Below are 23774 nucleotides of genomic sequence, written 5' to 3'. Positions count from 1 at the left end.
CGGCGTCGGATCGCTGCACCGCTTCCGCGACGCCGTGCAGAACTCCTGGCCGGCGTCGTTGGAGCTGGAGGAACACAGCCACGCGGGGATGGCCAACCGGTACGTGGCCGGCGCCGCCGGCCTGCCGTTCGCCGTGCTGCGTGGCTACACCGGCACGGATCTGCCCCGGCACACCACCAACATCCGCACCATCGACTGCCCGTTCACCGGGGAGACGCTGACCGCGGTCCCCGCCCTGCGCCCGGACGTCGCCGTGGTGCACGCCCAGCGCGCCGACCGCGCCGGCAACGTGCAGATGTGGGGCATCACCGGCGTGCAGAAGGAGGCGGTGCTGGCCGCGGACCGGTCCCTGATCACCGTCGAGGAGCTGGTCGACGAGCTGGCACCGGTACCGGGGCAGGTCGTCCTGCCCGGCTGGGCGATCACCGCGGTGGCGCACGTCCCCGGCGGCGCGCATCCGTCGTACGCCCAGGGCTACTCCGTCCGCGACAACGACTTCTACGTGGCCTGGGACGCGATCAGCCGGGACCGCGACACCTTCCAGGACTGGATCGCGCAGCACGTGCTGAAGGCGGAGGTGCAGGCGTGAGCAGCGGGAACTACACCGCCGACGAGATGATGACCGTCGCCGCCGCCCGGCAGTTGCGCGACGGCACCGCCTGCTTCGTCGGGATCGGACTGCCCAGCACCGCGGCGAACCTGGCCCGCGCCACCCACGCCCCCAACCTCGTGCTCATCTACGAGTCGGGCTGCCTCGGCGCGAAGCCCGACCGGCTGCCGCTGTCCATCGGCGACGGCATCCTCGCCGACACCGCCGACGCGGTGGTCTCCGTGCCCGAGGTGTTCAACTACTGGCTCCAGCCCGGCCGCATCGACGTCGGATTCCTCGGCGCCGCCCAACTCGACCGGTACGGCAACATCAACACCACCGTCATCGGCGGCGACTACACCGACCCGAAGGTGCGCCTGCCCGGCGCCGGGGGCGCCCCGGAGATCGCCGCCTCCTGCGGCGAGGTGGTGGTCATCGTCCGGCAGAGTCTGCGTACGTTCACCGAACGGGTCGACTTCGTCACCTCGGTCGGCTACGGCGCCGGGCCGGGTGACCGGGCGCGGCTCGGCCTGCGCGGCGGCGGACCCCGTACGGTGATCACCGATCTCGGTGTGCTCGAAGCCGACCCGGCCAGCTGCGAGCTGACCCTCACCCGGCTGCACCCCGGCGTCACCGTCGAGCAGGCCCGCGCCGCCACCGGGTGGCCCCTCGCCGTCGCCGACGAACTGGCCACCGGCGAGCCGCCCACCGCCGACGAACTCGCCGTGCTGCGTGCCCTGGAAGCGACCATGAAGGCGGCGGCATGACCGAGCGAAGCGAGGTGGCGGCATGACCCGCGACGTGTACGTACTCGACGCCGTCCGCACTCCGATCGGCCGCTACGGCGGCGGGCTGGCCGGCGTACGCCCCGACGACCTCGCGGCCCACGTGGTACGCGAGATCGTCGCCCGCAGCCCCGGGCTCGATCCGGCCCGCATCGACGACGTGCTGCTCGGCGACGCCAATGGCGCCGGCGAGGACAACCGGGACGTGGCCCGGATGGCCGTCCTGTTGGCCGGCCTGCCGCCGTCGGTGCCCGGCGCCACCGTCAACCGGCTCTGCGGCTCCGGGCTGGAGGCGGTGGTCGGCGCGTCCCGGGCCATCGCGCTCGGCGACGCCTCGATCTGCCTCGCCGGGGGAGTGGAGTCGATGAGCCGGGCCCCCTGGGTGCTCACCAAACCCGAGCAGGGCTACCCGCGCGGGCACGAGACGCTGCACTCCACCACGCTGGGCTGGCGCCTGGTCAACCCCCGGATGCCCGAACAGTGGACGGTGTCGCTGGGCGAGGGCGCCGAGATCCTCGCCGAGCGCTACGGCATCACCCGCGACGCCCAGGACGAGTTCGCGTTGCGCAGCCACCAGCTCGCCGACCGGGCCTGGCACGACGGCGGCTACGCCGACGAGGTCACGCTGGTGCCCGACACCGACGTCGAGCGGGACGAGAGCATCCGGCCGAACTCCAGTCTCGAAGCGCTGGGCCGGCTCAAGCCGGTCTTCCGGCCCGACGGCACGGTCACCGCCGGCAACTCGTCCCCGCTCAACGACGGTGCGAGCATTTTGCTGCTCGCCGACGCCGCCGGCGCGGAGCAGAGCGGTCGCGCACCCCTGGCCCGCGTCGTCTCCCGGGCCGTCACCGCGATCGAACCGCACCTGTTCGGCATCGGCCCGGTGGCCGCCGCCGAGGAGGCCCTGCGCCGCGCCGGCATCGGCTGGGACGACCTCGACGTCGTCGAACTCAACGAGGCATTCGCCGCGCAGTCCCTGGCCTGCCTGGCCCAGTGGCCCGACCTCGATCCGAAGATCGTCAATCCGCAGGGCGGCGCCATCGCCCTCGGCCACCCCCTCGGATCCTCCGGGTCACGGATACTCGGATCGCTGGCGTGGCAGCTGCACCGCCGGGGTGGCGGGCGGGGCCTCGCCGCGATCTGCATCGGGGTCGGCCAGGGACTGGCCGTCGTACTGGAAGCCTGAGGGGAACAGCAGCCATGACCCAGGACACCACCCGCCGCTTGGTGCTGCCGAGCTACCGGCGAGACGATGTCGACGCCCACCCGCCCCTGCTCAGTCCGGGCTACGGCTCCACGGTGATCCGTGCCCCGCAGCAGCCGTTGACCTACCTGCCGCAGCGGCTCACCGAGATCACCGGGCCGCTGCTCGGGGAGGGCCGCCTCGGCGAGTTCGACCACGACCTGACCCGCCAGCACGACGGCGAGCCGCTCGGGCAGCGGATCATCGTGCACGGCCGGGTCCTCGACGGCGACGGCCGGGCCATCCCGCACACCCTGGTGGAGATCTGGCAGGCCAACGCCGCCGGCCGGTACCGGCACGCCATCGACACCTGGCCGGCACCGCTGGACCCGAACTTCGAGGGCGTCGGGCGCACCCTCACCGACGCGCAGGGCCACTACCACTTCGTCACCGTGCAGCCGGGCGCCTACCCGTGGCGCAACCACGACAACGCGTGGCGGCCCGCGCACATCCACTTCTCGCTGTTCGGCCGCGCGTTCACCCAGCGGCTGGTGACCCAGATGTACTTCCCGGCCGACCCGCTGTTCTTCCAGGACCCGATCTTCAACTCGGTCCGCGACGAGCAGGCCCGACAGCGGATGATCGCCCGGTACGACCACGCCGCCACCCGGCCCGAGTGGGCGCTGGCCTACGAGTTCGACATCGTGCTGCGCGGCCGGGACGCCACCCCCTTCGAGGACGAGGACGACGATGAGTGAGCGCCAGGGCGTCACGCCCGCCCAGACCGTCGGGCCGTACCTGAGCATCGGCCTGCACTGGCCCGACGGCCCGTACGTCGTACCCGAGGGCACGCCGCAGGCGTTCTGGATCCGTGGCCGGATCTTCGACGGGGCCGGTGCTCCGGTGGTCGACGCGATGGTGGAGAGCTGGCAGGCCGACCCGGACGGCCGCTTCGACCATCCCGACGACCCGCGCGGTGCGCGGCCGCCCTCGGTCCCCGGATTCCGTGGCTTCGGCCGCGCCGAAACCGACGCCGACGGGCGGTACGCGCTGCTCACCGTCAAGCCGGGAGCGCTGCCCACCCCGGATGGGGAGACCGAGGCGCCGCACCTGACCCTGTCGGTCCTCGGCCGGGGCCTGCTGCACCGCCTGGTCACCCGGATCTACTTCCCGGACGAGGCGGCCAACGCCGCCGACCCGGTGCTGGCCGCCCTCGACCCCGACCGCCGGGAAACGCTCCTGGCGCGCCCGGCGGCGGACGGGTTCCAGTTCGACATCCGTCTGCAGGGAGAGCATGAAACCGTCTTCTTCGCCGTCTGACGGGCTGCTGCGCGGCCTGTCCGGCACGCCGGACGTCGATGCCGAGCTCGACGACGGTCGCCTGCTCCAGGCGCTGCTGGACGTGGAGGCCGCGCTGGCCCGGGCCGGTGCCGACGCCGGGTTGCTCCCCGTGCCGGCGGCCGAGGAGATCGCCGGCCGGTGCCACGCCGAACGGTACGACGCGGCGGCCATCGGTGCCGCGGCCGAGACCGCCGGCAACCCCGTCGTGCCGCTGGTGCGGGAGCTGACCGCCGCGGTCGCCGAACCGGCCCGGCCCTGGGTGCACTACGGCGCCACCAGCCAGGACGTGCTCGACAGCGCCTTGTCGCTGGTGGTGGCCCGGGCCGCCGGGCCACTGCTGCGGCACGTCGACGCCGCCGCCGACGCCGCCGCCGGTCTTGCCCGGACCCACCGCGACACCCTCATGGTCGCGCGTACCCTCGGCCAGCAGGCCGCACCCACCACCTTCGGGCTCAAGGCGGCGGGCTGGCTGCTCGGCCTGGTCGAGGCACGCACCCGGCTGGAGCGGGTACGCGCCGCCCTGCCCGCTCAGCTCGGCGGGGCGGTCGGCACCCTCGCCGCGTACGGCTCGGCCGGCCCGGCGGTGGTCGAGCGGTTCGCCGCCCGGCTCGGTCTCGCCGCGGGCCCGCTGCCCTGGCACACCCGTCGCCAGCCCGTCCTCGACCTCACCGCGGCCCTCGGCGGGCTGCTCGTGGCCACCGGCAAGGTCGCGCTCGACGTCGGTCTGCTCGCCCAGACCGAGATCGGCGAGGTGGTCGAGGGCGGCGCGGGGCGCGGCGGCTCCTCGGCGATGCCGCACAAACGCAACCCGGTCGACTCCGTGCTGGTCACCGCCGCCGCCCGGCGCGGCCCGGGGCTCGTCGGAACCCTGTTCGCCGCCGCCGGACACGAGCACGAACGGGCCACCGGCAGTTGGCACGCCGAGTGGGAACCCCTGCTCGACCTGGTGCACCTCGCCGGCGGGGCCGCCGCCCGCACCGCCCGGATGCTGGCCGGCCTGCACGTACACCCGCACCGGATGCGGGCCAACCTGGACGCCACCGGCGGCCTGCTGCTCGCCGAGGCCGTCGCCGCCCGGCTGGCGCCGGCGCTCGGTCGCGCCGCCGCCCACGACCTGGTGCGCCGCGCCGCCAGCCGGCCTCCCTTCCGGGCGGCGCTGCTGGCCGACCCCGAGATCCGAGCCCACCTGTCCGAGCGGGACATCGACGGCGCACTGGACCCGGTCGCCTGGCTCGGCAGCGCCGGCCAACTGGTCGACCGCGCCCTCGACCGGCACGCCGGAGGGGCGGCATGAGCGAGCGTGAGCGAGCGAATCGGCAATGCGGTGCGGAAAACGCTCAGGCCGGCGCCGAGCGGAGCGAGGTGACGGCATGAGCCCCGTCCTGCACGCCACCGTGGACGGGCCGCCGGACGCGCCGGTGCTGGTGCTGGGCAGCTCCCTGGGCACCACCGGCGCCATGTGGCAGCCCCAGGTCGCGGCGCTGGCCACCCGCTTCCGGGTCATCCGGTACGACCACCTCGGGCACGGCCGCTCGGCGGTGCCGGCCGGGCCGTACCGGATCGACCTGCTCGGGCGGGAGGTGCTGCGGCTGCTGGACGACCTCGACCTGCGGCGAGTCCACTACGCCGGGCTCTCCCTCGGCGGCATGGTCGGCATGTGGCTGGCCGCGCACGCCCCCGAGCGGATCGACCGGCTCGCCCTGCTGTGCACCTCGGCGTCGCTCGGCCCGGCCGAGGGGTGGCGGACCCGGGCGGCCACGGTACGCGCCGGCCGGCTGGACACCATCGCCGACGCCGTGGTCGAACGTTGGTTCACCCCCGCGTTCGCCGCCGCCCACCCCGACACCGTCGCCGCCTACCGGGACATGCTGACCGCCACGCCGCCGGCCGGGTACGCCGCCTGCTGCGAGGCGATCGCCGGCATGGACCTGCGCGCGGACCTGGCGGCGGTGCGCGCCCCGACCCTGGTGATCGGCGCGGCCGACGATCCCGCGACCCCGCCGGAGCACGCCCGGCAGATCGCCGAGCGGATCCCGTCCGCGCGGCTGGTCGTGCTGGACGGCGCCGCGCACCTGGCCAACGTCGAACAACCCGAGGCCGTCGCCCGCCTGCTGACGGACCACTTCGACCCGGAAGGCGGGGTGACCCCGTGACCGACCAGCAGCGACACGAGGCCGGAATGGCGGTACGCCGACAGGTGCTCGGCGACGCGCACGTCGACCGGGCCGTCGCCAACACCGACGAGTTCACCGCCGACTTTCAGGACCTGATCACCCGGTACGCCTGGGGGGAGATCTGGACCCGGCCGGGCCTGGACCGGCGCACCCGCAGCTGCATCACCCTCGCCGTCCTGGCCACCCTGCACCACGACGAGGAACTGGCGATGCACGTACGCGCCGCGCTGCGCAACGGATTGACGCCCGAGGAGGTCGGTGAGGTCCTGTTGCAGGTGGCCGTCTACGCTGGCGTACCGGCGGCGAACCGAGCGTTCAAGGTGGCCCAGGAGACTCTGCGGCAGGAGGCCCAGTGACCGACGAGGCGGCGGCGCGATCCGGAGAGTTCGTCCAGTCGCTGGAGCGCGGACTCGCCGTGATCCGGGCCTTCGATGCCGAACATCCGCAGCTCACCCTCAGCGAGGTGGCCCGGGCCACCGGCCTGACCCGGGCGGCCGCGCGCCGCTTCCTGCTCACCCTGGTCGAGCTGGGTTACGTGCACACCGACGGGCGGCTGTTCTCGCTGCGCCCGCGCATCCTCGACCTCGGCTACGCCTACCTGTCCAGCCTGAGCCTGCCGGAGGTCGCCCAGCCGCACATGGAGGCGCTGGTCGCGCAGGTCCACGAGTCCTGCTCGGTGTCGGTCCTCGACGGCGACGAGGTGGTCTACGTCGCCCGGGTCCCCACCAAACGGATCATGACGGTGGGGATCAGCGTCGGCACCCGGTTCCCCGCGTACGCGACGTCGATGGGCCGGGTGCTGCTCGCCGCCCAGCCCGGCGACTGGCTGGACGACTACCTCGGCACGGCGCAGCTGCGGCCACTGACCCGACGCACCATCACCGACCCGGCCAAGCTGCGCACCACGCTCACGAAGATCGCCGCCCAGGGGTACGCGATCGTCGACCAGGAACTGGAGGAGGGGCTGCGCTCGCTGGCCGCGCCGATCCACGGCGACAACGGCTCGGTGATCGCCGCGGTCAACGTCTCCGCCCACGCCAGCCGCGGTTCGTTCGAGATGATCCGCAAGGAACTGCTGCCACCGTTGCTGGCGACCGCGAAGCGCATCGAGGAGGACCTGGGGGCCGGCCCGGGCCGGTAGCCGCCAGCGCCTTGGTCAGCCGGCCGCCGGGTCGGCATCCGGCGTCCGCACCGACCGGAACAGGATCTCCCGGCGCAGCGTGAAGCCGAGCGCCTCGTACAGCCGGATCGCCCCGGTGTTGTCCGCCGCCGCATGCAGCAGCGGTCGGTCGCCGCGGGTCCGGATGCCGGCCACGACCGCCCGGATCAGGCGGCCCGCCAGGCCCTGACCGCGCGCCTCGGGCGCGGTGCAGACGGCGCTGATCTCGATCCACCCCGGCATCCGCATCCGCTCGCCGGCCATCGCGACGAGCTTCCCGTCCCGCCGGATGCCCAGGTAGTGGCCGAGTTCGATGGTGCGGGTCAGGAACGGCCCCGGCCGGGTGCGGGCGACCAGGTCGAGCATCTCCGGTACGTCGGCGGTGGTCAGCCGCACCGCCTCCGGGTCACCGGCCGCCTGGGCCGCGTCGTCGACCAGCTGCACCCCGTCGATCTTTTGATCCACGGTCCACCCGGCGGGCAGCCGGCCCGCGTCGCCGGCCATCCAGACGGTGGCCGCCGGACCGGCCAGCGCCGCGAGGTCGGCCCAGGCGGCCGGGTCGTCGGCGTCGGCCACCGCGTGGAACGGCGAGACCTCCCGCTGGTAGCGCGCCGCGCGGCCGTGCTGCTCGGCGAACTCCCGGTGCGTGCCGCTCAGCGCCGCCCACACCGGGTTGTCCAGGACCTGTTCGGCGATCGTCCCCGTCATCTCGTCCCCCGATCGGCCGGGCACCCGGTGGGGCGGGCGCGGCATTCGTCGTGGTGGTCGAGGCGATCCTAGATCGCGCGGCCGGACACCCCGGACCGGTGGGTCCCGGCACCCGCGCGCCCGGCCGGCAGGTCAGCTGTCCACCTGGCCGTGGTCTGCGGAAACGGCGGTTGCCCGGCCGGTGGGCGTACCACCATGTGAGGGGCAGTGAACGGGGGGTGACGTGAGCGCACTACTGCTGATCATCGTGCTGGGCGTCACCGTGCTGGTCGGCACCACGCTCGGTGGCCGGTACCGGGTCGCGCCGCCGGTGCTGCTCATCATCTTCGGCGCGCTGCTGGCGCTGATACCGGCCTTGAGCCACGTCATGCTCGAACCCGAGGTGGTGCTGCTGCTGTTCCTGCCGGCCATCCTCTACCGGGAGAGCCTGACCAGCAGCCTGCGCGAGATCCGGGCGAACTTCGTGTTCATCGCCCTGCTGGCGGTCGGGCTGGTGGGCGTCACGATGGCGGCGGTGTCGCTGGTCGTGCAGCGGCTCGGCGTCGACCCGGCGGCGGCCTGGGTGCTCGGCGCGGTGCTCGCCCCGACCGACGCCGCGGCCGTGGCCGGCCTGGCCAAACGGATGCCCCGACGCCTGCTCACCACCCTGCACGCCGAGAGCCTGATCAACGACGGCACCGCCCTGGTGCTGTTCTCCGTCGCGCTCGGGCTGCTCGGCGGGGGCGCGTTCCCGAACGCTTTCGAGCTCGTCGGGCGGGTCGGCCTGTCGTTCCTCGGCGGCATCGCGGCCGGCCTGCTGGTCGGCGGCGCGGTGATCCTGGTCCGCAAGCGCCTGGACGACCCGCTGCGGGAGGGCGCGCTCAGCGCGCTCACCCCGTTCGCCGCCTTCTTCCTCGCCGAAGCCATCCACGAGAGCGGTGTGCTCGCGGTGGTGGTGTCCGGGCTGATGCTCGTGGTCGCCAGCCCCCGGGTGATCCGGGCCCGGTCGCGGGTGCTCGCCCTGGGGTTCTGGGACCTCACCACGTTCCTCATCAACGGCGGACTCTTCGTGCTGGTGGGCATGCAGTTCCCGCGGGCGGTCCGGGCGGTCACCAGCACCTCGCTGACGCGTGCGATCGTCATCGCGCTCGTGGTGGCCGCCGTGCTGCTCGCGGTGCGGATGCTCTGGTTGCACCTGACGGCGGGCGTCGCCTGGTTGGTGGACCGGCGCCGGGCCAGCGACGCTCGGTTGGTGAACTGGCGGGTGCGTACGGTCGCCGGCTGGGCGGGGTTCCGGGGCGCGGTCTCCTTCGCGGCGGCGCTCGCCGTCCCGCTGACTACCTCCAACGGCCAGCCGGTCAAGGAACGCGACCTGATCATCTTCTGTGTCGCCACGGTGATCCTGCTGACGATGCTCGTGCAGGGCACCACCCTGCCCCTCCTGATGCGCTGGGCCAAACTCTCCGGTGACCCGGAACACGCCGACGAGACGAGACAGGCGCAGGCGCGGGCCACTCAGGTCACCCTGGAGGCGCTGCCGGACATTGCCGATCGGATCGGCGCCGATCAGGACGTCACGCAGCGGCTCCAGGCCGAATACCAGAGTCACCTCGGCGACGTGCAGGCAGCGCAGGAGGAGGAGTCGGCGGCCGCCCGCGAGGTCGAGCGCCGGCTGCGGCTCGCCGCGCTCGACCACAAACGGCGCGAGGTCACCCGGATGCGCGACCACCGCGAGATCGACGATGCCGTGCTACGCGAGTTGCAGGCCAGACTCGACGTCGAGGAGATCCGCCTGCTGGGGCCGAGGCCCCTCGAATGACCCACCGCGGCTCAACCCGTCGGCGCGACTCCGACCGGTAGCGCCAGCGCGACCGTGAGGTCGAGGAGGCTGCGCGGATCGGTGAGCCGCTCGCCGAACAACTGGCGCAGCTGACCCATCCGGTACCGCACGGTCTGCGGGTGGACGAACAGGTCGGCGGCCACGTCGTCGCGCCGCCCCTGATGCAGCAGCCAGGAGCGCAAAGTCTCGGTGAGCCGCTCCGCGGTGGCTGCCGGCAGCGTCGCCAGTGGTTGCAGGACCCGGGCGCGCAGGTCGGCGAGCGCCTCGACGTCGGCGCTGAGCAGCAGCTCGGCCAGGTGCCGGTCGGTGTCGAGCGGCTCACCGTCGTCGGGGTGGGCGATGCCCAGGGCGACCACCCGGGTGACCCGCCGGTACGACGAGCAGGCCTGGGCCCACGGCCGGGCCGGCCCGAGCACCGCACGACGCCCGTGCAGCACCCGGGCGAGCTGCCGCCGCCGGTCGCCGTGCACGTCCGGTACGAGCAGCACCGCGGTCTCCTCGTCGGAGTCGCCGGCCAGCAGTTCCTCGCTGCTCTCCAGGGTGTGCTCGTCGAGCAGCGCGAGCGCGCCGCGCAGCTTCGCCTGCGGCAGCAGCGCCACGGTGAGGGTCTGCGGCACCGGCCAGTCCGCCCGCTCCGCGCTGCGTACCAGGATGTCCTCGGGCTCGCCGGCGAGCAGTTGCTGGGTGAGCCGTTCCAGGTTCCGCCGCCGGGCCCGGCCGACGCTGGCCAACTCGTCGGCGTGCCCGGACACGCTGGCCGCGGAGAGCTCGTCGATGTAGGCGAACATCAGCTCGGCGAACTCGGCGACGGTGGCCGCGGGCAGCCCGATCGCCACGGTGGCGGCGGCCATCTCCCGCCAGGAGGCCCGGGCCCCGACCCGGTACGCGGCCAGCAGCGCGTCCACGCTGCGGCCGGAGCGGGCCTCGCCGCTGCCCAGGGCGTACGCGGCCTCCAACGCCGGGACCAGCGGGGTGCTGGGGTCGCTGGCCTGGGATCGTTCGAGTAACTGGAGGAACGTGCCCAACGCGATCTGCACCGCGTTCTCGATCTTGTCCCGCATCTGGCCGGTCAGGGTGCCGGAGTAGCTGGGCACCTCGGCCGTGATCGCGGTGACGGTCCGCTCGGCTACCAGCGGTAGCCGGTCACGCAGCTCGCTGGCCACCCGCTGGTTCAGCTCGAGGCGGGCCGCCCGATGAGTGGTTCCGGAGGATTCCGCCACGGTTGTTCTCCCCGCACAAAAGGGATGGATCGCTTTACCTTCGCTGGCCAAGATTTTATGCCAGCCCGCCGCGACCATCGTCCTATGACCGCCACCGTCCCGCGACCGGGCACGACGAGGTCCCTCCGGCACCGCCTCTGGCGGCTCGCCGAGACGGTGACCACACCGGTACTGCCCGGGGACTACCTCGACCTGGTCGCCCCACTGCGAGCCGGCGCCGACCTGCGCGGCCGGATCGTCGACGTACGCCCGGAGACCCCGGACGCGGCGACCGTGCTGATCCAGCCCGGGCGCAGCTGGCGCGGGCACCTCCCCGGCCAGTACGTCCGGCTCGGTGTCGACGTCGACGGCGTACGCCAGTGGCGCGCCTACTCGCTGACCTCGCCGCCGGGCCGCCGCACCGACCCGATCTCGGTGACGGTCAAGGCGATCCCCGACGGCGTGGTCAGTAACCATCTCGTCCGCCGCGTGCGGCCGGGCACGATCGTGCAGCTCGACCAGGCCCGCGGCGACTTCGTCCTGCCCGAGCCGGTGCCGACGCGGGTGCTGTTCCTCACCGCCGGCAGCGGCATCACACCGGTGGCCGGGATGCTGCGTTCCGGCGCGCTGGCCGGCAGCGACGTGGTGCTGGTCCACTCGGCGCCCACCGCGGCCGACGTGGTCTTCGGCACGGAACTGCGCCAGCTCGCCGACCGTGGCGCCATCCGGCTGGTGGAGCGGCACACCACCGTCGAGGGCCTGCTGGACGTCGCCGAACTCGACTCCCTGGTGCCCGACCACCTGGAGCGCCAGACCTGGGCGTGCGGCCCGGTGGGGCTGCTCGACGCGGCCGAGGAGCACTGGTCGTCGCGCGGCTGCGCCGAGCGGCTGCACACCGAGCGGTTCCGGCCGACCGTGATCACCACCGGTGAGGGCGGCACGGTCACCTTCACCCGTTCGTCGGTGACCGTCGAGGCCGCCGGCGCCACCCCGCTGCTCGACGCCGGCGAGAACGCCGGGGTGCTGATGCCCTCCGGCTGCCGGATGGGCATCTGCTTCGGCTGCGTACTGCCGCTGCGCCAGGGGGCGGTCCGCGACCTGCGCAACGGGCAGCTCACCACCGCCCTGCCGGGCGACGGCGTACGCGTGCAGACCTGCGTGTCGGCCGCGGCCGGCCCCTGCGAACTCGAGATCTGATCGGAGACCTGCCGACGTGACTGTCATCCAGAAGAAGGCCGACAACCCGATCGCCCACCTGAGCGCCGAGGACATCGAGACCCTCGGCAAGGAGCTCGACGCCATCCGGCAGCGGGTGATCGACTCCCGGGGCGAGCGGGATGCCGCGTACATCCGCAAGATCATCTCGACCCAGCGCAAGCTGGAGGTCAGCAGCCGGGTGGTGCTGCTGTTCTCGCTGTTCCCGCCCGCCTGGATCATCGGCACGGCCGGCCTCTCCGTGGCGAAGATCCTGGAGAACATGGAGATGGGGCACAACATCCTGCACGGGCAGTGGGACTGGATGCGGGACCCGAAGATCCACTCGACCAGCTGGGAGTGGGACCACGCCACCCCGGCCGAACAGTGGAAGCAGTCGCACAACGAGCTGCACCACCGCTACACCAACGTGGTCGGCAAGGACAACGACCTCGGCTACGGCATCATGCGGGTCGACGAGGACCAGCCCTGGCACCCGGCCTACCTGGGTCAGCCGCTGTACAACTTCGTCAACGCCTGCTTCTTCGAGTACGGCGTCGCCGCGTACGACCTCGACCTGGGCCAGAACCTGAAGGAAGGGCGGCACAAGAACCCGGAGTTCCGGGCCAAGCTCCGTGCGGCCGGCCGGAAGATCCGTCGCCAGGTCCTCAAGGACTACGTGATCCACCCGCTGCTGTCCGGGCCGTCGTTCTTCCACACCATGGCCGCGACGTTCACCGCGAACCTGATCCGCAACCTGTGGAGCCACTCGGTGATCATGTGCGGGCACTTCCCGGAGGGCGTGGAGACCTTCGCGAAGACCTCGATCGAGGGCGAGACCCGGGGCGAGTGGTACCTGCGGCAGATGCTCGGGTCGGCCAACATCAGCGGCAGCCGGCTGATGCACATCATGACCGGCAACCTGTCGTACCAGATCGAGCACCACCTCTTCCCCGACCTGCCCAGCAACCGCTACCAGGAGATCGCCCCCGAGGTGCGAGCGCTGTTCGACCGGTACGGGCTGAAGTACACCACCGGGTCGCTGCCCCGGCAGGTCTTCTCGGCGTGGAAGAAGGTCTTCCGGCTCGCCCTGCCGAACCCGCGCCGCCCCGACACCCCCACCCCCACCCCCACCGACGACCGCCCCACCCCCACCCTCGCCACCGTCGGCGCCTGACCCCAACGGGCCGATCTTGGTACGAAAGCGCCCCGCGGAGGGCGATTTCGTACCAAGATCGCGGGCGTTGAGCTGGGGTCAGGGCGGGGTTTGGGCGAGGTAGATGGTGTTGGTTGAGTGGCCGCCGGTGAGGGGGTTGGGGAATCGCACGACGTGGCTGTGGTGGGTCGGAAAGACCTCGGCGAGGGTGACCTCGAAATCCGGGTCCGGCGGGTCGTCCGACCAGAGCGCGAAGACCCCCTCCGGGTGCAGGTTCCGGGCCAGCCGGCGCAGCCCGTCCGGGGTGTAGAAGGTCGCGTGGCTCGGGTGCAGCGGGTGCCGGGGGGAGTGGTCGACGTCCAGCAGGACGGCGTGGAAACGCCGCCCGGGTTCGTCGGGGTCGAGGCCGTTCCCGCCGGCCACCCGGGCGAAGAAGTCGGCCCGCACCATCCGGGTACGCGGGTCGGTGGCCAGCCCGGCGGCGAACGGCAGCAGGCCACGTCGGTGCCAGTCGATGACATCCTCGACCGCCTCCACCACCAGCAGTGACGTGACCCGGTCGTCCGCCAGCGCGGTGCGGGCGGTGTAGCCCAGCCCCAGCCCGCCGACAGCCACCGCCAGGCGCGGCCCGGCCAGCGGCGCCAACCCCAACCGGGCCAGCTCGATCTCACCGGCGGTGAACAGGCTGGACATCAGGAATTCGTCGTCGAGCTTGACCTCGTACACGTCGAGGTCGAGCCGCGGGTCCCGGCGCCGACGCAGGCTGATCTCGCCGAGCGGCGTCGGCCGCCAGGCCAGTTCCTCGAAACGGATGCTCACCGGCCGGATGCTACCGGCCGGCCGGGCGCGGCTCGGGCGACGACGCACAGTCCTCGGGACATCGACGCAACGCATATCCTGTGCCCCGACCGTCTCGCGGAAGGGACCGCATGCCGTCGCGGCAGGACCAGCTGCACTCGTACCAGTTCACCGTCCAGCGGGCGGTGGCCGCGCTGGTGATGCGCGAGACCGACCCGGCCCAGTCACCGTTCCGTCGGCTCGCCGGCGCGGCGCTGGCCAGCGTGCTGGTGGCGGTCATCGGCCTGGGAGGTTCCGCCCTCTACGGCCTGTTCACCGGTGGCGGCGCCAAGTGGCGTGATACCGGCGCGGTCATCGTGGAGAAGGAATCCGGCGCCCGGTTCGTCTACCGCGAGGAGAAGCTGCACCCGGTCACCAACTACGCGTCCGCGCTGTTGATCACCGGAGCCGAGCGGCCGAAGACCGTGCTGGTGTCCCGCCGGTCGATCGACGGGGTGCCCCGCGGCCTGCCGCTGGGCATCGCCGACGCGCCCGACTCGCTGCCGGCGGCGGCCCGGCTGGCCACCGCGCCGTGGACGGTCTGCTCGGTCGGCGTGGCCGAGGCCGGCCGACGAGAATCACGGTCGGTGCTGCTGATCGGCGCCGACGGCAACGGTGGTCGGCCGCTCGGCGAGGACGCGCTGCTGCTGCGCGACCCCGACGGCCGGCTGCACCTGGTCTGGCACCAGCGGCGGCACCTGATCCGCGACGCCGACCGGGTGCTGGCCGCGCTGGCGGCCACCCGGGCCCGGGCCGTACCGGTCGCCGCGGCCCTGCTCAACACGGTGCCGGCCGGCACCGACCTGGCCCCGCTGGACCTGCCCGGCCTCGGCGAGCGATCCGTCCGCGTCGCCGACGCCAGGATCGGGGACGTGCTGCTGGTGAGCAACTCCGGCGGTGCTCGACAGTACGCGGTGGTGCTGCGCGACGGGCTCGCCGGCATCACCGAGCTGCAGGCCGGCCTGCTGCTCGCCCGTACCGGCCAGCGGGAGCCGGAGCAGCTCAGCCTCGGGCGGTTCGCCGCCCTGCCCCAGCTGGCCGATCTCGCCCCCACCGGGCCCGGCGCGCCACCGACCGCGCCGCCCCGTCTGGCCACCATGGACTCGCCGGTGCTGTGTGCGCGGGTCGGTGACGACGCCGGCGCGATCGAGCTGCGGCTCGGCGTGGACCTGCCGGACCTGACCGCCGCGCCGCGCACCGCGCGCGGGCCGGACGGCCCGGCGCTGGCCGACCACGTGCTGGTGGAGCCGGGCCGGGCAGCCGTGGTCGAGTCCGTTGCCGCACCCGGCGCCACCGGCGGCGCGATCTCCGTGGTGACCGACCTCGGCCGGCGGTACGTCCTCGCCGACGCCGGCGTGTCCGCCATGCTCGGCTACGGCGAGGTGGCCCCGGTACGCCTGCCGGCGGGCCTGGTCAGCCTGGTCCCCGCCGGAGCGACCCTGGACCCGGAAGCGGCCCGGCAACCGGCCGCACCCGCCTGAATGCCGGCGGGCCGGGGGAGTGCGTGGCGGGGGAAGGCCACCGAGCGACTGTCAGGCGGGGCGGCGCAGGATGCTGACGGCGAAGTCCGCGTCGTCGCGCCATGCACGCAGGTCCCAGGTGGCGAAGCGGTGCTCCAGCCACAGGCCGGCCCCGGCCACGTCGGCGTCGAAGTCGGTCAGCGGGTAGCCCCGATCGGTGCCGAAGCCGACCGCGACCACCCCGTCTGGGCGCAGGTGGGCGGCGACGCGGCGCAGTACCGCGCCTTCGGTGCCCGCGGCGACGAAGGCCATCACGTTGCCGGCCAGCACCGCCGCGTCGAACGGCTCGGGCTCGCCGGCCGCGACGAGGTCCAGCTCCGTCAGGTCGGCGACCAGCCAACGGGGTCCGGGATGATCGGCGCGGGCGGCCTCGATCAGGACCGGGTCGGCGTCCACCCCGATCACCGTGTGGCCCCGGGCGGCCAGCTCGGCACCGACCCGGCCGGTGCCGCAGCCGGCGTCCAGGATCCGCGAGCGCGGCGGCACCAGCGCGTCGACCAGCCGGGCCTCCCCGGCCAGGTCGACACCCTCGGCCGCCATCCGGCGGAACCGGTCGACGTACCACTGCGAGTGCTCGGGGCCGGTGTCGGTCACCCAGCGGGTCGGGTTGCTCATCGGCCCACGGTATCCAGCCGCCCTCAGGGCAGCCGCGCCACCGTCACGAACTCGTTGTAGGTGAACAGCCGGCCAGCGGCGCGCGGAAAGGGGAACGAGTACTGGCGCGACACGGTCAGGCCGAGTTCCCGGCAGTCCTCGGCTGCTTCGGCGAAACCGACGAACCGGACATGCGAGGCGTCGCTGCGGTAGCCGCGCTCCTGTGGGGTGATGAAGACAGCCCGACCGCCGGAGCGGACGAACGGCAGGTACGACGCGACCACCTCGCGCGCCTGCTCAACCGGCATGTGCTCCAGCAGGTGCGCGGCGAGCAGCGAGTCGAAGGCGTCCGCGCGGGCGTGCTCGGAGCGGAAGAATTCCTCGGTGGTGTACGCCTCGAGGCCGAGTGCCCGGGTGTGCGCCACGGAGGTCGGATTGTGGTCCACCCCGACCGCGCCCTCGCCCAGGTTGATCAGGTTGCGGCCGAGCCCGGAGCCGACGTCGAGGGTGCGGCCCAGCCGCAGCCGCCGCAGGTTCCACCGGTATGGCGCCTGGACGTCCAGGACCCGCTTCCAACGCGCCCCGCTGAGCTGCTGCAATCGCCGGGTGTAGTCCTCACCCTCGGTGCCGGTGGGACCCTGCCGTGCCTGCCTCATCTGGGGCTCCTTCGCCTCGTCGTGCCGCTCGACCTGCGTCGGTGCCCCCGTGCGCGGTGATCGACTCTTACCTTATCCTGAAGCCTCAGGGCTACCAGGATGTGACGCATGGCGAACTGGACTGCCCGGCCGACCGGGTCGGGCACGGCGCCGGCCGGCGGTGCCCTGGGCGGCGAGGCGCCCCGGCACCACGCCGGGCTCCGGCAGTTGGCGGTGGACACGCTCGACGGCAACTGGGAGCACGACCACACGGTCCCGTCGCGCACCCTGTACCCGCACCAGTGGAGCTGGGATTCCGCGTTCATCGCGATCGGCTGGGCCCACGTTCGCCCCGACCGCGCCTGGCAGGAGCTGACCAGCCTGTTCCGGGCCCAGTGGCTCGACGGCCGGGTGCCGCACATCGTGTTCAACCCGGCGGTCTCCGGCGGTGCCTACTTTCCCGGGCCCGAGTTCTGGGCCTCCGGGACGGTCGAGGGGGCACCCCAGGCGGCCACCTCCGGGCTGGTCCAGCCGCCGGTGCATGCGCTGGCCGCGTGGCACGCGTACCGCATCGCGCCCTCGGCGGACGGGCTCGGCGCGCTGCGCCGGCTCTACCCGCGGCTGGTCGCGCAGCAGCACTACCTCGCCACCCGCCGCGACGTCGGCGGTGCCGGGCTGGCCAGCATCGTGCACCCGTGGGAGTCCGGGCTGGACAACAGCCCCGCCTGGGACGCCCCGCTGGCCGCGGTGCCGGCCGAGGCGGCGGTGCTGCGCGCGTACCGGCGGCGGGACATCGTGCACGCGGCGGCCGCGCACCGCCCCACCGACCTGGACTACGCGCGCTACGTCGCGATCGTCACCGCCTACCGCGCGGCGGGCTACCGGGACGACGGCCTGGCCGGCCGGCATCCGTTCCTGGTGGAGTGTCCGCTGTTCAACGCGGCGATGGGGGCCGCCGAGCACGCGCTCGCCGGGATCGCCGGCGAGATCGGTGCCGATCCGGGCCCGCACCGGGAGAGCGCGGCCCGGATCACCGCGGCGGTGGTGGACCGGCTGTACGACCCGACGACCGGCACCTTTCACCCGCGTGACCTGCGCACCGGCCAACTGACTCCGGCCCGGACGGTGCTCGGGCTGGCGCCGCTGATCCTGCCCGATCTGCCGGCGCGGCAGGTGGAGGCGGTGCTCGTCGAGGCCTGCTCGGCCCGGTTCGGGCTGGCCGGCCGGATGGCCCGGCCGTTGCCCAGCCACGACCGCACCGCGGCGGACTTCGAGCCGCTGCGCTACTGGCGTGGCCCCAGCTGGATGAACATCAACTGGTTGGTCCGGCAGGGACTCCTCGCGCACGGGCACACCCGGCTGGCCGCCAGCCTGCGCGCGTCGATGATCGAGCTGGTCGAGACGGCGGGCTGCCACGAGTACTTCCATCCGGACACCGGCGCCGGCCTCGGCTCCCCGGCGTTCGGCTGGACGGCGGCGCTGCTGCTGGACGTGCTGACCGACTGACCACCACCGGCGGGCGCCGTCGGCCGCCCGGTCGCTTTCGACCACCGCGTCCCGGTGAGTCGCCCAGCGCTCGACCGCCTCACGCCCGGCCGGCCTGCGCTCGCCGAGGTGCGCCGGTGGGCTAGGCGCCGTGTGCGCGCCCGGTGCCGAGGTGCGTACGGCAGGTAGGTTGCTGGCCAGGACCGGGGCCGCCCGGCACGACGGACCGGTGCCGGCGCGCCGCCCGCGCGGGCCGGCACCGGCCCGGATGGACGGAGGAGGCGCGATGGGTCGGGACAGCTACGACGAGCAGCTCGACCGGCTCACCGGTGTGCTGGCCACGATGAGCCGGGACGCCAGCGCGGCGATCCGGGGCGCCAGCATGGCCCTGCTCGACGTCGACCGGAGCGCGGCCGAGGCGGTGCTGGTCGGCGACGCCGCCCTCGACGGTCAGCGGGCCGACGTGGAGGCGATGATCCCCCAGGTGCTGGTCCGGCACCAGCCGGTCGCCTCCGACCTGCGGCTGGTGCTGTGCGCGTTGCGGATGGCCAGCGACCTGGAACGGATGGGTGATCTCGCGGTGCACGTCGCGAAGATCGTCCTGATGCGACACCCGGTGGGGGTGGTCCCGGAGCTGGCGGTGCCGCTGATGACGGCGATGGCGGACGCGGCGGCCCGGATCGCCGACAAGACCGCCGTCGTGCTGGCCACCCGTGACCGGTTCGACGCGATGCAGCTCGGGCTCGACGACGACGAGGTCGACGCCGCCCAGGAACGCCTGCTGTCGATGCTCGTCTCCGCCTGGCCGTACGGGGTCGAGTCGGCGATCGACCTGGCCCTGGTCGGTCGGTACTACGAGCGGTACGCCGATCACGCGGTGAACGTCGCGCGTCAGGTGGTCTACCTGGTGACCGGGACAATCCGTCTCTGAGAGGCACGTCTCACCCGCCCATTCCGGGCATCCGGTGCGCTCGCGCCCCGAACGTCACATCCCGTCGCCCGTCGGCCATCAGCCGAGCCGCCAAGTTCACTTTCCGTTCATCTGGCGCCGGGAGTCCGGCTACCTCTGCCTCCTAACTTGACTCGCGTACGGCCCGGACGGGCTGATGCACCCCAATAGAGAGGCTTACCTGGTGAACCGCAACGTGCTTTCGCGGCGCGTCCTTGTTGGCGTCGCGGTTGCCGCGCTCGCGCTTACCGGCTGTGGTAGCAACAACAACAGCACGGAGTCGGGCGACAGTGGCGGCGACAGCGCCTACGCGAGCCTGTCCGGCGAGCTGAAGGCGTCCGGCGCCAGCTTCCCGGACGCGTATTACCAAGAGGTCATCGAGGCCTTCAAGGGTGAGGCCGCCAACGTGACGGTCACCTACAACGCGACCGGCTCGGGCACCGGCAAGAAGCAGTTCGGTGAGGGTCTGGTCGACTTCGCCGGCACCGACAGCCTGGTCAAGGACACCGACGGCGTGACCGCCGACTCCTTCCTCTACGTCCCGACGGTGGCGGCGCCGATCACGGTGTCCTTCAACGTGCAGGGCGTCGACAAGCTGCAGCTGAGCCCGGAGACGCTCGCCAAGATCTTCCAGACCGACATCAAGACCTGGGACGACGCCGCCATCAAGGCGGACAACCCGGGCGTCGAGCTGCCGAACACGCCGATCGTTGTCGCGCACCGCTCGGACGGCTCCGGCACCACCAACAACTTCACCAAGTACCTGACCGCCGCCGCCGGCGACGCCTGGAAGCTGGGCAGCGGTGACACCGTGGCCTGGCCGGCCAGCACCCAGGGCGGCGAGAAGAACACCGGTGTCGCGCAGATCATCAAGCAGACCAACGGCGCCGTGGGCTACGTCGACCTGAGCGACGCGAAGGCGACCGGCCTCAAGTTCGCCGCCATCAAGAACAAGGACGGCCAGTTCGTCGAGCCGTCGCTGGAGGGCACCACCGCCGGCCTGGAGGGTGCCGCGATCGAGGCGGACCTGAGCTACAACCCGCTCAACGCCGCTGGCGCCAGCTCGTACCCGATCACCGCCCCGACCTTCATCATCGTCAAGGCCAAGTACGACGACGCCGCCAAGGCGGACCTGGTCAAGGGCTTCCTCAAGTACCTGCTCAACGACGGCCAGGACCTGGCCAAGGAGATCGACTTCGCGCCGCTGCCGGCCTCTCTCAAGGAGAAGGCGCTGGCTCAGGTCGACAAGATCCAGGGCTGATCAGGATCAAGATCGCTAGGGCGTTCCACCTGGGGACGGGATCGATTCGATCCCGTCCCCAGAGGGGTACCTGAGCTGGAGTGAAGATGACCCTAACTACCAAGTCCCCCGACTCCCGGTCGCCGCTGGCCCAGCGCGGCGGCAGCGCCCGCGCCGACCGCGTCTTCTCCTGGTGGACGCTCGGCACCGGCCTGCTCGTGCTGGCCGTCCTCGGGCTGATCCTGATCACCACCGTCCGGGAAGCCTGGCCCGCGTTCGACGCGATGGGCCTACGGTTCCTCACCGAGCGGATCTGGGACCCGAACCCGGCGACCGGCGACGCCATCTTCGGGGCGTTGTCGTTCGCGTACGGCACGGCCCTCTCGTCGCTGATCGCCCTGCTGTTCGCGGTGCCGGTCTCGATCGGCATCGCGCTGTTCCTCACCGAGCTGGCGCCGCGCCGGCTGCGTGGCCCCGCGGTGACCGTGATCGACCTGCTGGCCGCCGTCCCGTCGGTGGTCTTCGGCCTGTGGGGCATCCTGGTCGTCGCCCCCGCCATGGTGCCCGTCTACCAGTGGTTCCACGACGTCTTCGGCGGCGTGCCGGTGCTCGGCAGCCTCTTCGGTCCGGTGAGCACTGGCCGCAACTTCATGACCGCCGGCATCATCCTGGCGATCATGGTGACGCCGATCATCACGTCGATCAGCCGCGAGGTGTTCAGCACGGTCCCCCGGGCCGACAAGGACGCCGCCCTCGCGCTCGGCGCCACCCGCTGGGAGATGATCCGCGGCGCGGTGTTCCCGCACAGCTTCGGTGGCATCGTCGGCGCGGTGATGCTCGGCCTCGGCCGGGCGATGGGCGAGACGATCGCGGTGGCCCTCGTCATCGGCGGTTCGACGAACATCACGGCGAACCTGTTCGCGCCCGGCAACTCGATGGCCGCGGTGATCGTCCAGCAGTTCGGTGAGTCCACCGGTACGTACACCGCCGCCCTGATCGGCCTCGGCGTGGTGCTGTTCGCGATGACGGTACTGATCAACGTGCTCGCCCAGGTGATCGTCCGCCGGGCCGAGGCGCGGATGAAGGGAAGCAGGTAATGACCGTCACCGCACCACCCACCACCCGCTCCGGAGCCGGCGGGCCGGACCTGACCCGGGCGGCCCTTTCCGGCCGCCGCCGGTTCAGCAACCACCTCGCCACGGTGGCCATCTGGGCCGCCGTCGGGCTCGCCGTCGCCCCGCTGGCCCTGGTGACCTACACCGTCATCGTCAAGGGTGCCGGCGTGATGAGCCTGAGCTTCCTGACCGAGGACATCCCGAACTCGTACCGGCGGGCCGGCGGCGGCATGGCGCCGGCGATCGTCGGCACGCTGCTCATCACCGGGATGGCCGCGCTGATGGCCATCCCGCTGGGCGTCTTCGGCGCCATCTACCTCAACGAGTACGGCAAGCAGTCACCGCTGGCCCGACTCATCCGGCTGATGGCCGACGTGATGACCGGCGTGCCATCCATCGTGATGGGCGTCTTCATCTACATCTCCTGGGTGCTGCTCGTCGGCCAGCAGACCGGCTTCGCCGGCGCGCTGGCCCTCGCCTGCCTGATGCTGCCGGTGGTGATCCGCAGCAGCGAGGAGATGCTCCGGTTGGTCCCGGACGAGCTGCGGCAGGCGAGCATGGCGCTCGGCGCCCGCAAGTGGAAGACCACGCTGACCGTGGTGTTGCCGGCGGCTATCTCCGGTATCACCAGTGGTTCGCTGCTGGCCGTCGCCCGGGCGGCCGGTGAGACCGCCCCGATCGTCATCGTCACGGGGATCGTCTTCGCGCCCAACTCGAACCTCTTCGAAGGCTTCAACACGGCGCTGCCCGCACAGATCTTCCGCAACGCCAGTGCACCGTTCGAAGCGGCCCAGGACCGCGCCTGGGGCGCGGCGCTGACGCTCATCGTGATCGTGCTCGGCTTCACGATCATCGCTCGACTCATCGCCAGCCGATTCGCCATCAAGGAGCGCTGACATGGCCCGAAACGATGCAGACCTGACCACCCGACCGTCCGTGTCGGTCCACGCTCCCGGCACCGCCGGCGCCGGTGTCATGCCCTCCACGGCACCGGTGATGCAGTTGCGCGACGTGAGCGTCTACTACGGCAGCTACGAGGCGGTCCGCGGCACCTCGATGCCGATCCAGCAGAACCAGGTCACGGCCATGATCGGGCCGTCCGGTTGTGGTAAGTCCACGGTGCTGCGCGCGCTGAACCGGATGAACGACCCGATCCCCGGGGCCCGGGTCAGCGGTGAGGTGCTTTACCACGGCCAGGACCTGTACGCCAAGGACGTCGACCCGATCCAGGTCCGGCGGCGGATCGGCATGGTCTTCCAGAAGCCGAACCCGTTCCCGAAGTCCATCTACGACAACGTCGCGTACGGGCTGCGGATCAACGGCATCAAGGGCCGGCTCGACGACCACGTCGAGGAGGCGCTGACCCAGGCCGCGCTCTGGGACGAGGTCAAGGACAAGCTCCGCAAGAGCGCCCTGGCGCTCTCCGGCGGTCAGCAGCAGCGGCTCTGCATCGCCCGGACGATCGCGGTCAAGCCCGAGGTCATCCTCATGGACGAGCCCTGCTCGGCGCTCGACCCGATCGCCACCGCGAAGATCGAGGACCTGATGTTCGAGCTGACGAACGACTACACGATCGTGATCGTCACGCACAACATGCAGCAGGCCGCCCGGGTCAGCCACTACACCGCCTTCTTCACCGCCGAGGTGGACGAGAAGCAGGTGCGGCACGGCCGGCTGGTCGAGTTCAGCCAGACCGGCAAGCTTTTCACCAACCCCGCCGACAAGCGTACGGAGGACTACATCACCGGTCGCTTCGGCTGAGGCCGGAAGCGGCGGTCGATGGTGGGTCGCCGGGGTACACCGGCGACCCACCGGGCGCGGCCCGTCGCCGCTGGCGCTCGCCCGTACCCACCGACCGCGCGGTGTCATGCAGTGCGGCGGACCGTCCTGCGCGGCGCAAGGGTGTCGCGATGGGCCTGAACCTGAACCGGAGCCGGTGAGCGATGAACAACCTCGTCGAGGCCACCAGGGGTGACCACCGATCCGACGGGCGTTTCGTACTGCTGGTGGTGGACGACGACGAGACCGTGGGTGCCGCGCTGGTCACCCAGCTGGCCGACCACCGGGTACGCGGACACCACTACCCGCACGC

24 protein-coding genes and 1 pseudogene are annotated in these 23774 nt (G+C 72.6%); 20 read left to right on the top strand and 5 right to left on the bottom strand.

Features of this window, described 5'->3' with window-relative positions:
- The 9 genes from AB0M52_RS10295 to AB0M52_RS10255 form a co-directional block, all read left to right on the top strand.
- A partial coding sequence (locus tag AB0M52_RS10295; protein ID WP_363951493.1) for a CoA-transferase occupies positions 1 to 589 on the top strand: 589 nt, incomplete at its 5' end.
- Between the two features lie 26 nt (positions 590 to 615).
- Positions 616 to 1356 carry a CoA-transferase gene (locus AB0M52_RS10290; RefSeq protein WP_363951496.1) on the top strand — a complete coding sequence of 247 codons (741 nt, stop codon included), beginning with the start codon at positions 616 to 618 and terminating at the stop codon, positions 1354 to 1356.
- A gap of 22 nt (positions 1357 to 1378) precedes the next feature.
- Positions 1379 to 2560: an acetyl-CoA C-acyltransferase gene (locus AB0M52_RS10285; protein ID WP_363951491.1), complete on the top strand. Its 1182-nt coding sequence runs from the start codon at positions 1379 to 1381 to the stop codon at positions 2558 to 2560.
- Between the two features lie 14 nt (positions 2561 to 2574).
- Positions 2575 to 3315: a protocatechuate 3,4-dioxygenase subunit beta gene (gene pcaH, locus AB0M52_RS10280; RefSeq protein WP_363951488.1), complete on the top strand. Its 741-nt coding sequence runs from the start codon at positions 2575 to 2577 to the stop codon at positions 3313 to 3315.
- A complete protein-coding gene (pcaG, locus tag AB0M52_RS10275) occupies positions 3308 to 3877 on the top strand; it encodes a protocatechuate 3,4-dioxygenase subunit alpha (protein WP_363951486.1) in 570 nt (189 codons plus the stop codon). The genes pcaH and pcaG overlap by 8 nt, the downstream gene beginning before the upstream one ends.
- Positions 3852 to 5192, top strand: coding sequence for a 3-carboxy-cis,cis-muconate cycloisomerase (gene pcaB, locus AB0M52_RS10270; protein ID WP_363951483.1), 1341 nt, complete (start codon positions 3852 to 3854; stop codon positions 5190 to 5192). The genes pcaG and pcaB overlap by 26 nt, the downstream gene beginning before the upstream one ends.
- A gap of 76 nt (positions 5193 to 5268) precedes the next feature.
- Complete coding sequence (gene pcaD, locus AB0M52_RS10265; RefSeq protein WP_363951480.1) at positions 5269 to 6051, top strand: 3-oxoadipate enol-lactonase; 783 nt, start codon at positions 5269 to 5271, stop codon at positions 6049 to 6051.
- Positions 6048 to 6428: a 4-carboxymuconolactone decarboxylase gene (pcaC, locus tag AB0M52_RS10260; RefSeq protein WP_363951477.1), complete on the top strand. Its 381-nt coding sequence runs from the start codon at positions 6048 to 6050 to the stop codon at positions 6426 to 6428. The genes pcaD and pcaC overlap by 4 nt, the downstream gene beginning before the upstream one ends.
- Positions 6425 to 7213, top strand: coding sequence for an IclR family transcriptional regulator (locus AB0M52_RS10255; RefSeq protein ID WP_363951475.1), 789 nt, complete (start codon positions 6425 to 6427; stop codon positions 7211 to 7213). Before pcaC ends, AB0M52_RS10255 begins: the two co-directional genes overlap by 4 nt.
- Positions 7214 to 7228: 15 nt before the next feature.
- Here the strand turns inward: AB0M52_RS10255 and AB0M52_RS10250 are convergent, their stop codons facing one another.
- A complete protein-coding gene (locus AB0M52_RS10250; RefSeq protein WP_363951472.1) occupies positions 7229 to 7939 on the bottom strand; it encodes a GNAT family N-acetyltransferase in 711 nt (236 codons plus the stop codon).
- Positions 7940 to 8162: 223 nt separating this feature from the next.
- Between AB0M52_RS10250 and AB0M52_RS10245 the strand changes: the two genes are divergently transcribed.
- Positions 8163 to 9737 carry a Na+/H+ antiporter gene (locus AB0M52_RS10245; RefSeq protein ID WP_363951469.1) on the top strand — a complete coding sequence of 525 codons (1575 nt, stop codon included), beginning with the start codon at positions 8163 to 8165 and terminating at the stop codon, positions 9735 to 9737.
- Positions 9738 to 9748: 11 nt separating this feature from the next.
- Here the strand turns inward: AB0M52_RS10245 and AB0M52_RS10240 are convergent, their stop codons facing one another.
- Positions 9749 to 10978 (bottom strand): helix-turn-helix domain-containing protein, encoded by a 1230-nt coding sequence (locus AB0M52_RS10240; RefSeq protein WP_363951466.1) that lies wholly within the window; start codon positions 10976 to 10978, stop codon positions 9749 to 9751.
- A gap of 84 nt (positions 10979 to 11062) precedes the next feature.
- Between AB0M52_RS10240 and AB0M52_RS10235 the strand changes: the two genes are divergently transcribed.
- Both AB0M52_RS10235 and AB0M52_RS10230 read left to right on the top strand, forming a co-directional pair.
- Complete coding sequence (locus AB0M52_RS10235; protein ID WP_363951464.1) at positions 11063 to 12154, top strand: ferredoxin reductase; 1092 nt, start codon at positions 11063 to 11065, stop codon at positions 12152 to 12154.
- 16 nt (positions 12155 to 12170) lie between these two features.
- Positions 12171 to 13328, top strand: a complete 1158-nt coding sequence (locus tag AB0M52_RS10230; protein ID WP_363951461.1) for an acyl-CoA desaturase — start codon at positions 12171 to 12173, stop codon at positions 13326 to 13328.
- Between the two features lie 78 nt (positions 13329 to 13406).
- Here AB0M52_RS10230 and AB0M52_RS10225 read toward each other — a convergent pair whose 3' ends face one another.
- Entirely contained in the window at positions 13407 to 14126 is a 720-nt protein-coding gene (locus tag AB0M52_RS10225) for a spermidine synthase (RefSeq protein WP_363951459.1), read from the bottom strand.
- A 110-nt stretch (positions 14127 to 14236) separates the two neighbouring features.
- Between AB0M52_RS10225 and eccB the strand changes: the two genes are divergently transcribed.
- Positions 14237 to 15625 carry a type VII secretion protein EccB gene (gene eccB / locus AB0M52_RS10220; RefSeq protein ID WP_363951456.1) on the top strand — a complete coding sequence of 463 codons (1389 nt, stop codon included), beginning with the start codon at positions 14237 to 14239 and terminating at the stop codon, positions 15623 to 15625.
- Positions 15626 to 15676: 51 nt separating this feature from the next.
- On the opposite strand, the gene AB0M52_RS10215 is transcribed toward eccB, so the two are convergent.
- On the bottom strand, positions 15677 to 16279 hold the full coding sequence (locus tag AB0M52_RS10215; RefSeq protein WP_363951454.1) for a class I SAM-dependent methyltransferase: 603 nt from the start codon (positions 16277 to 16279) through the stop codon (positions 15677 to 15679).
- A 23-nt stretch (positions 16280 to 16302) separates the two neighbouring features.
- Positions 16303 to 16914 carry a class I SAM-dependent methyltransferase gene (locus AB0M52_RS10210; RefSeq protein ID WP_363951451.1) on the bottom strand — a complete coding sequence of 204 codons (612 nt, stop codon included), beginning with the start codon at positions 16912 to 16914 and terminating at the stop codon, positions 16303 to 16305.
- Between the two features lie 108 nt (positions 16915 to 17022).
- Here AB0M52_RS10210 and AB0M52_RS10205 point away from each other — a divergent pair, with 108 nt between their 5' ends.
- The 7 genes and pseudogenes from AB0M52_RS10205 to AB0M52_RS10175 all read left to right on the top strand — a co-directional run.
- Positions 17023 to 18399, top strand: coding sequence for a hypothetical protein (locus tag AB0M52_RS10205; protein WP_363951448.1), 1377 nt, complete (start codon positions 17023 to 17025; stop codon positions 18397 to 18399).
- Between the two features lie 265 nt (positions 18400 to 18664).
- Positions 18665 to 19309, top strand: coding sequence for a phosphate signaling complex protein PhoU (phoU, locus tag AB0M52_RS10200; RefSeq protein WP_363951445.1), 645 nt, complete (start codon positions 18665 to 18667; stop codon positions 19307 to 19309).
- Positions 19310 to 19511: 202 nt separating this feature from the next.
- Entirely contained in the window at positions 19512 to 20588 is a 1077-nt protein-coding gene (gene pstS, locus AB0M52_RS10195) for a phosphate ABC transporter substrate-binding protein PstS (protein WP_363951442.1), read from the top strand.
- 86 nt (positions 20589 to 20674) lie between these two features.
- The gene (pstC, locus tag AB0M52_RS10190) at positions 20675 to 21664 is read left to right on the top strand and encodes a phosphate ABC transporter permease subunit PstC (RefSeq protein ID WP_363951439.1); all 990 of its coding nucleotides are present in this window, start codon (positions 20675 to 20677) and stop codon (positions 21662 to 21664) included.
- Positions 21664 to 22578, top strand: coding sequence for a phosphate ABC transporter permease PstA (gene pstA, locus AB0M52_RS10185; protein WP_363951436.1), 915 nt, complete (start codon positions 21664 to 21666; stop codon positions 22576 to 22578). The genes pstC and pstA overlap by 1 nt, the downstream gene beginning before the upstream one ends.
- A 79-nt stretch (positions 22579 to 22657) precedes the next feature.
- Complete coding sequence (gene pstB, locus AB0M52_RS10180; RefSeq protein ID WP_233513408.1) at positions 22658 to 23443, top strand: phosphate ABC transporter ATP-binding protein PstB; 786 nt, start codon at positions 22658 to 22660, stop codon at positions 23441 to 23443.
- 182 nt (positions 23444 to 23625) lie between these two features.
- Positions 23626 to 23774 (top strand): annotated as a pseudogene (locus tag AB0M52_RS10175) (DNA-binding response regulator); the annotation flags it as partial.

It is taken from the genome of Micromonospora sp. NPDC051296 (genome assembly GCF_040682255.1).
Taxonomy (GTDB): Bacteria; Actinomycetota; Actinomycetes; order Mycobacteriales; family Micromonosporaceae; genus Micromonospora; species Micromonospora craterilacus.
This window is presented reverse-complemented; position numbering and strand designations above follow the sequence as displayed.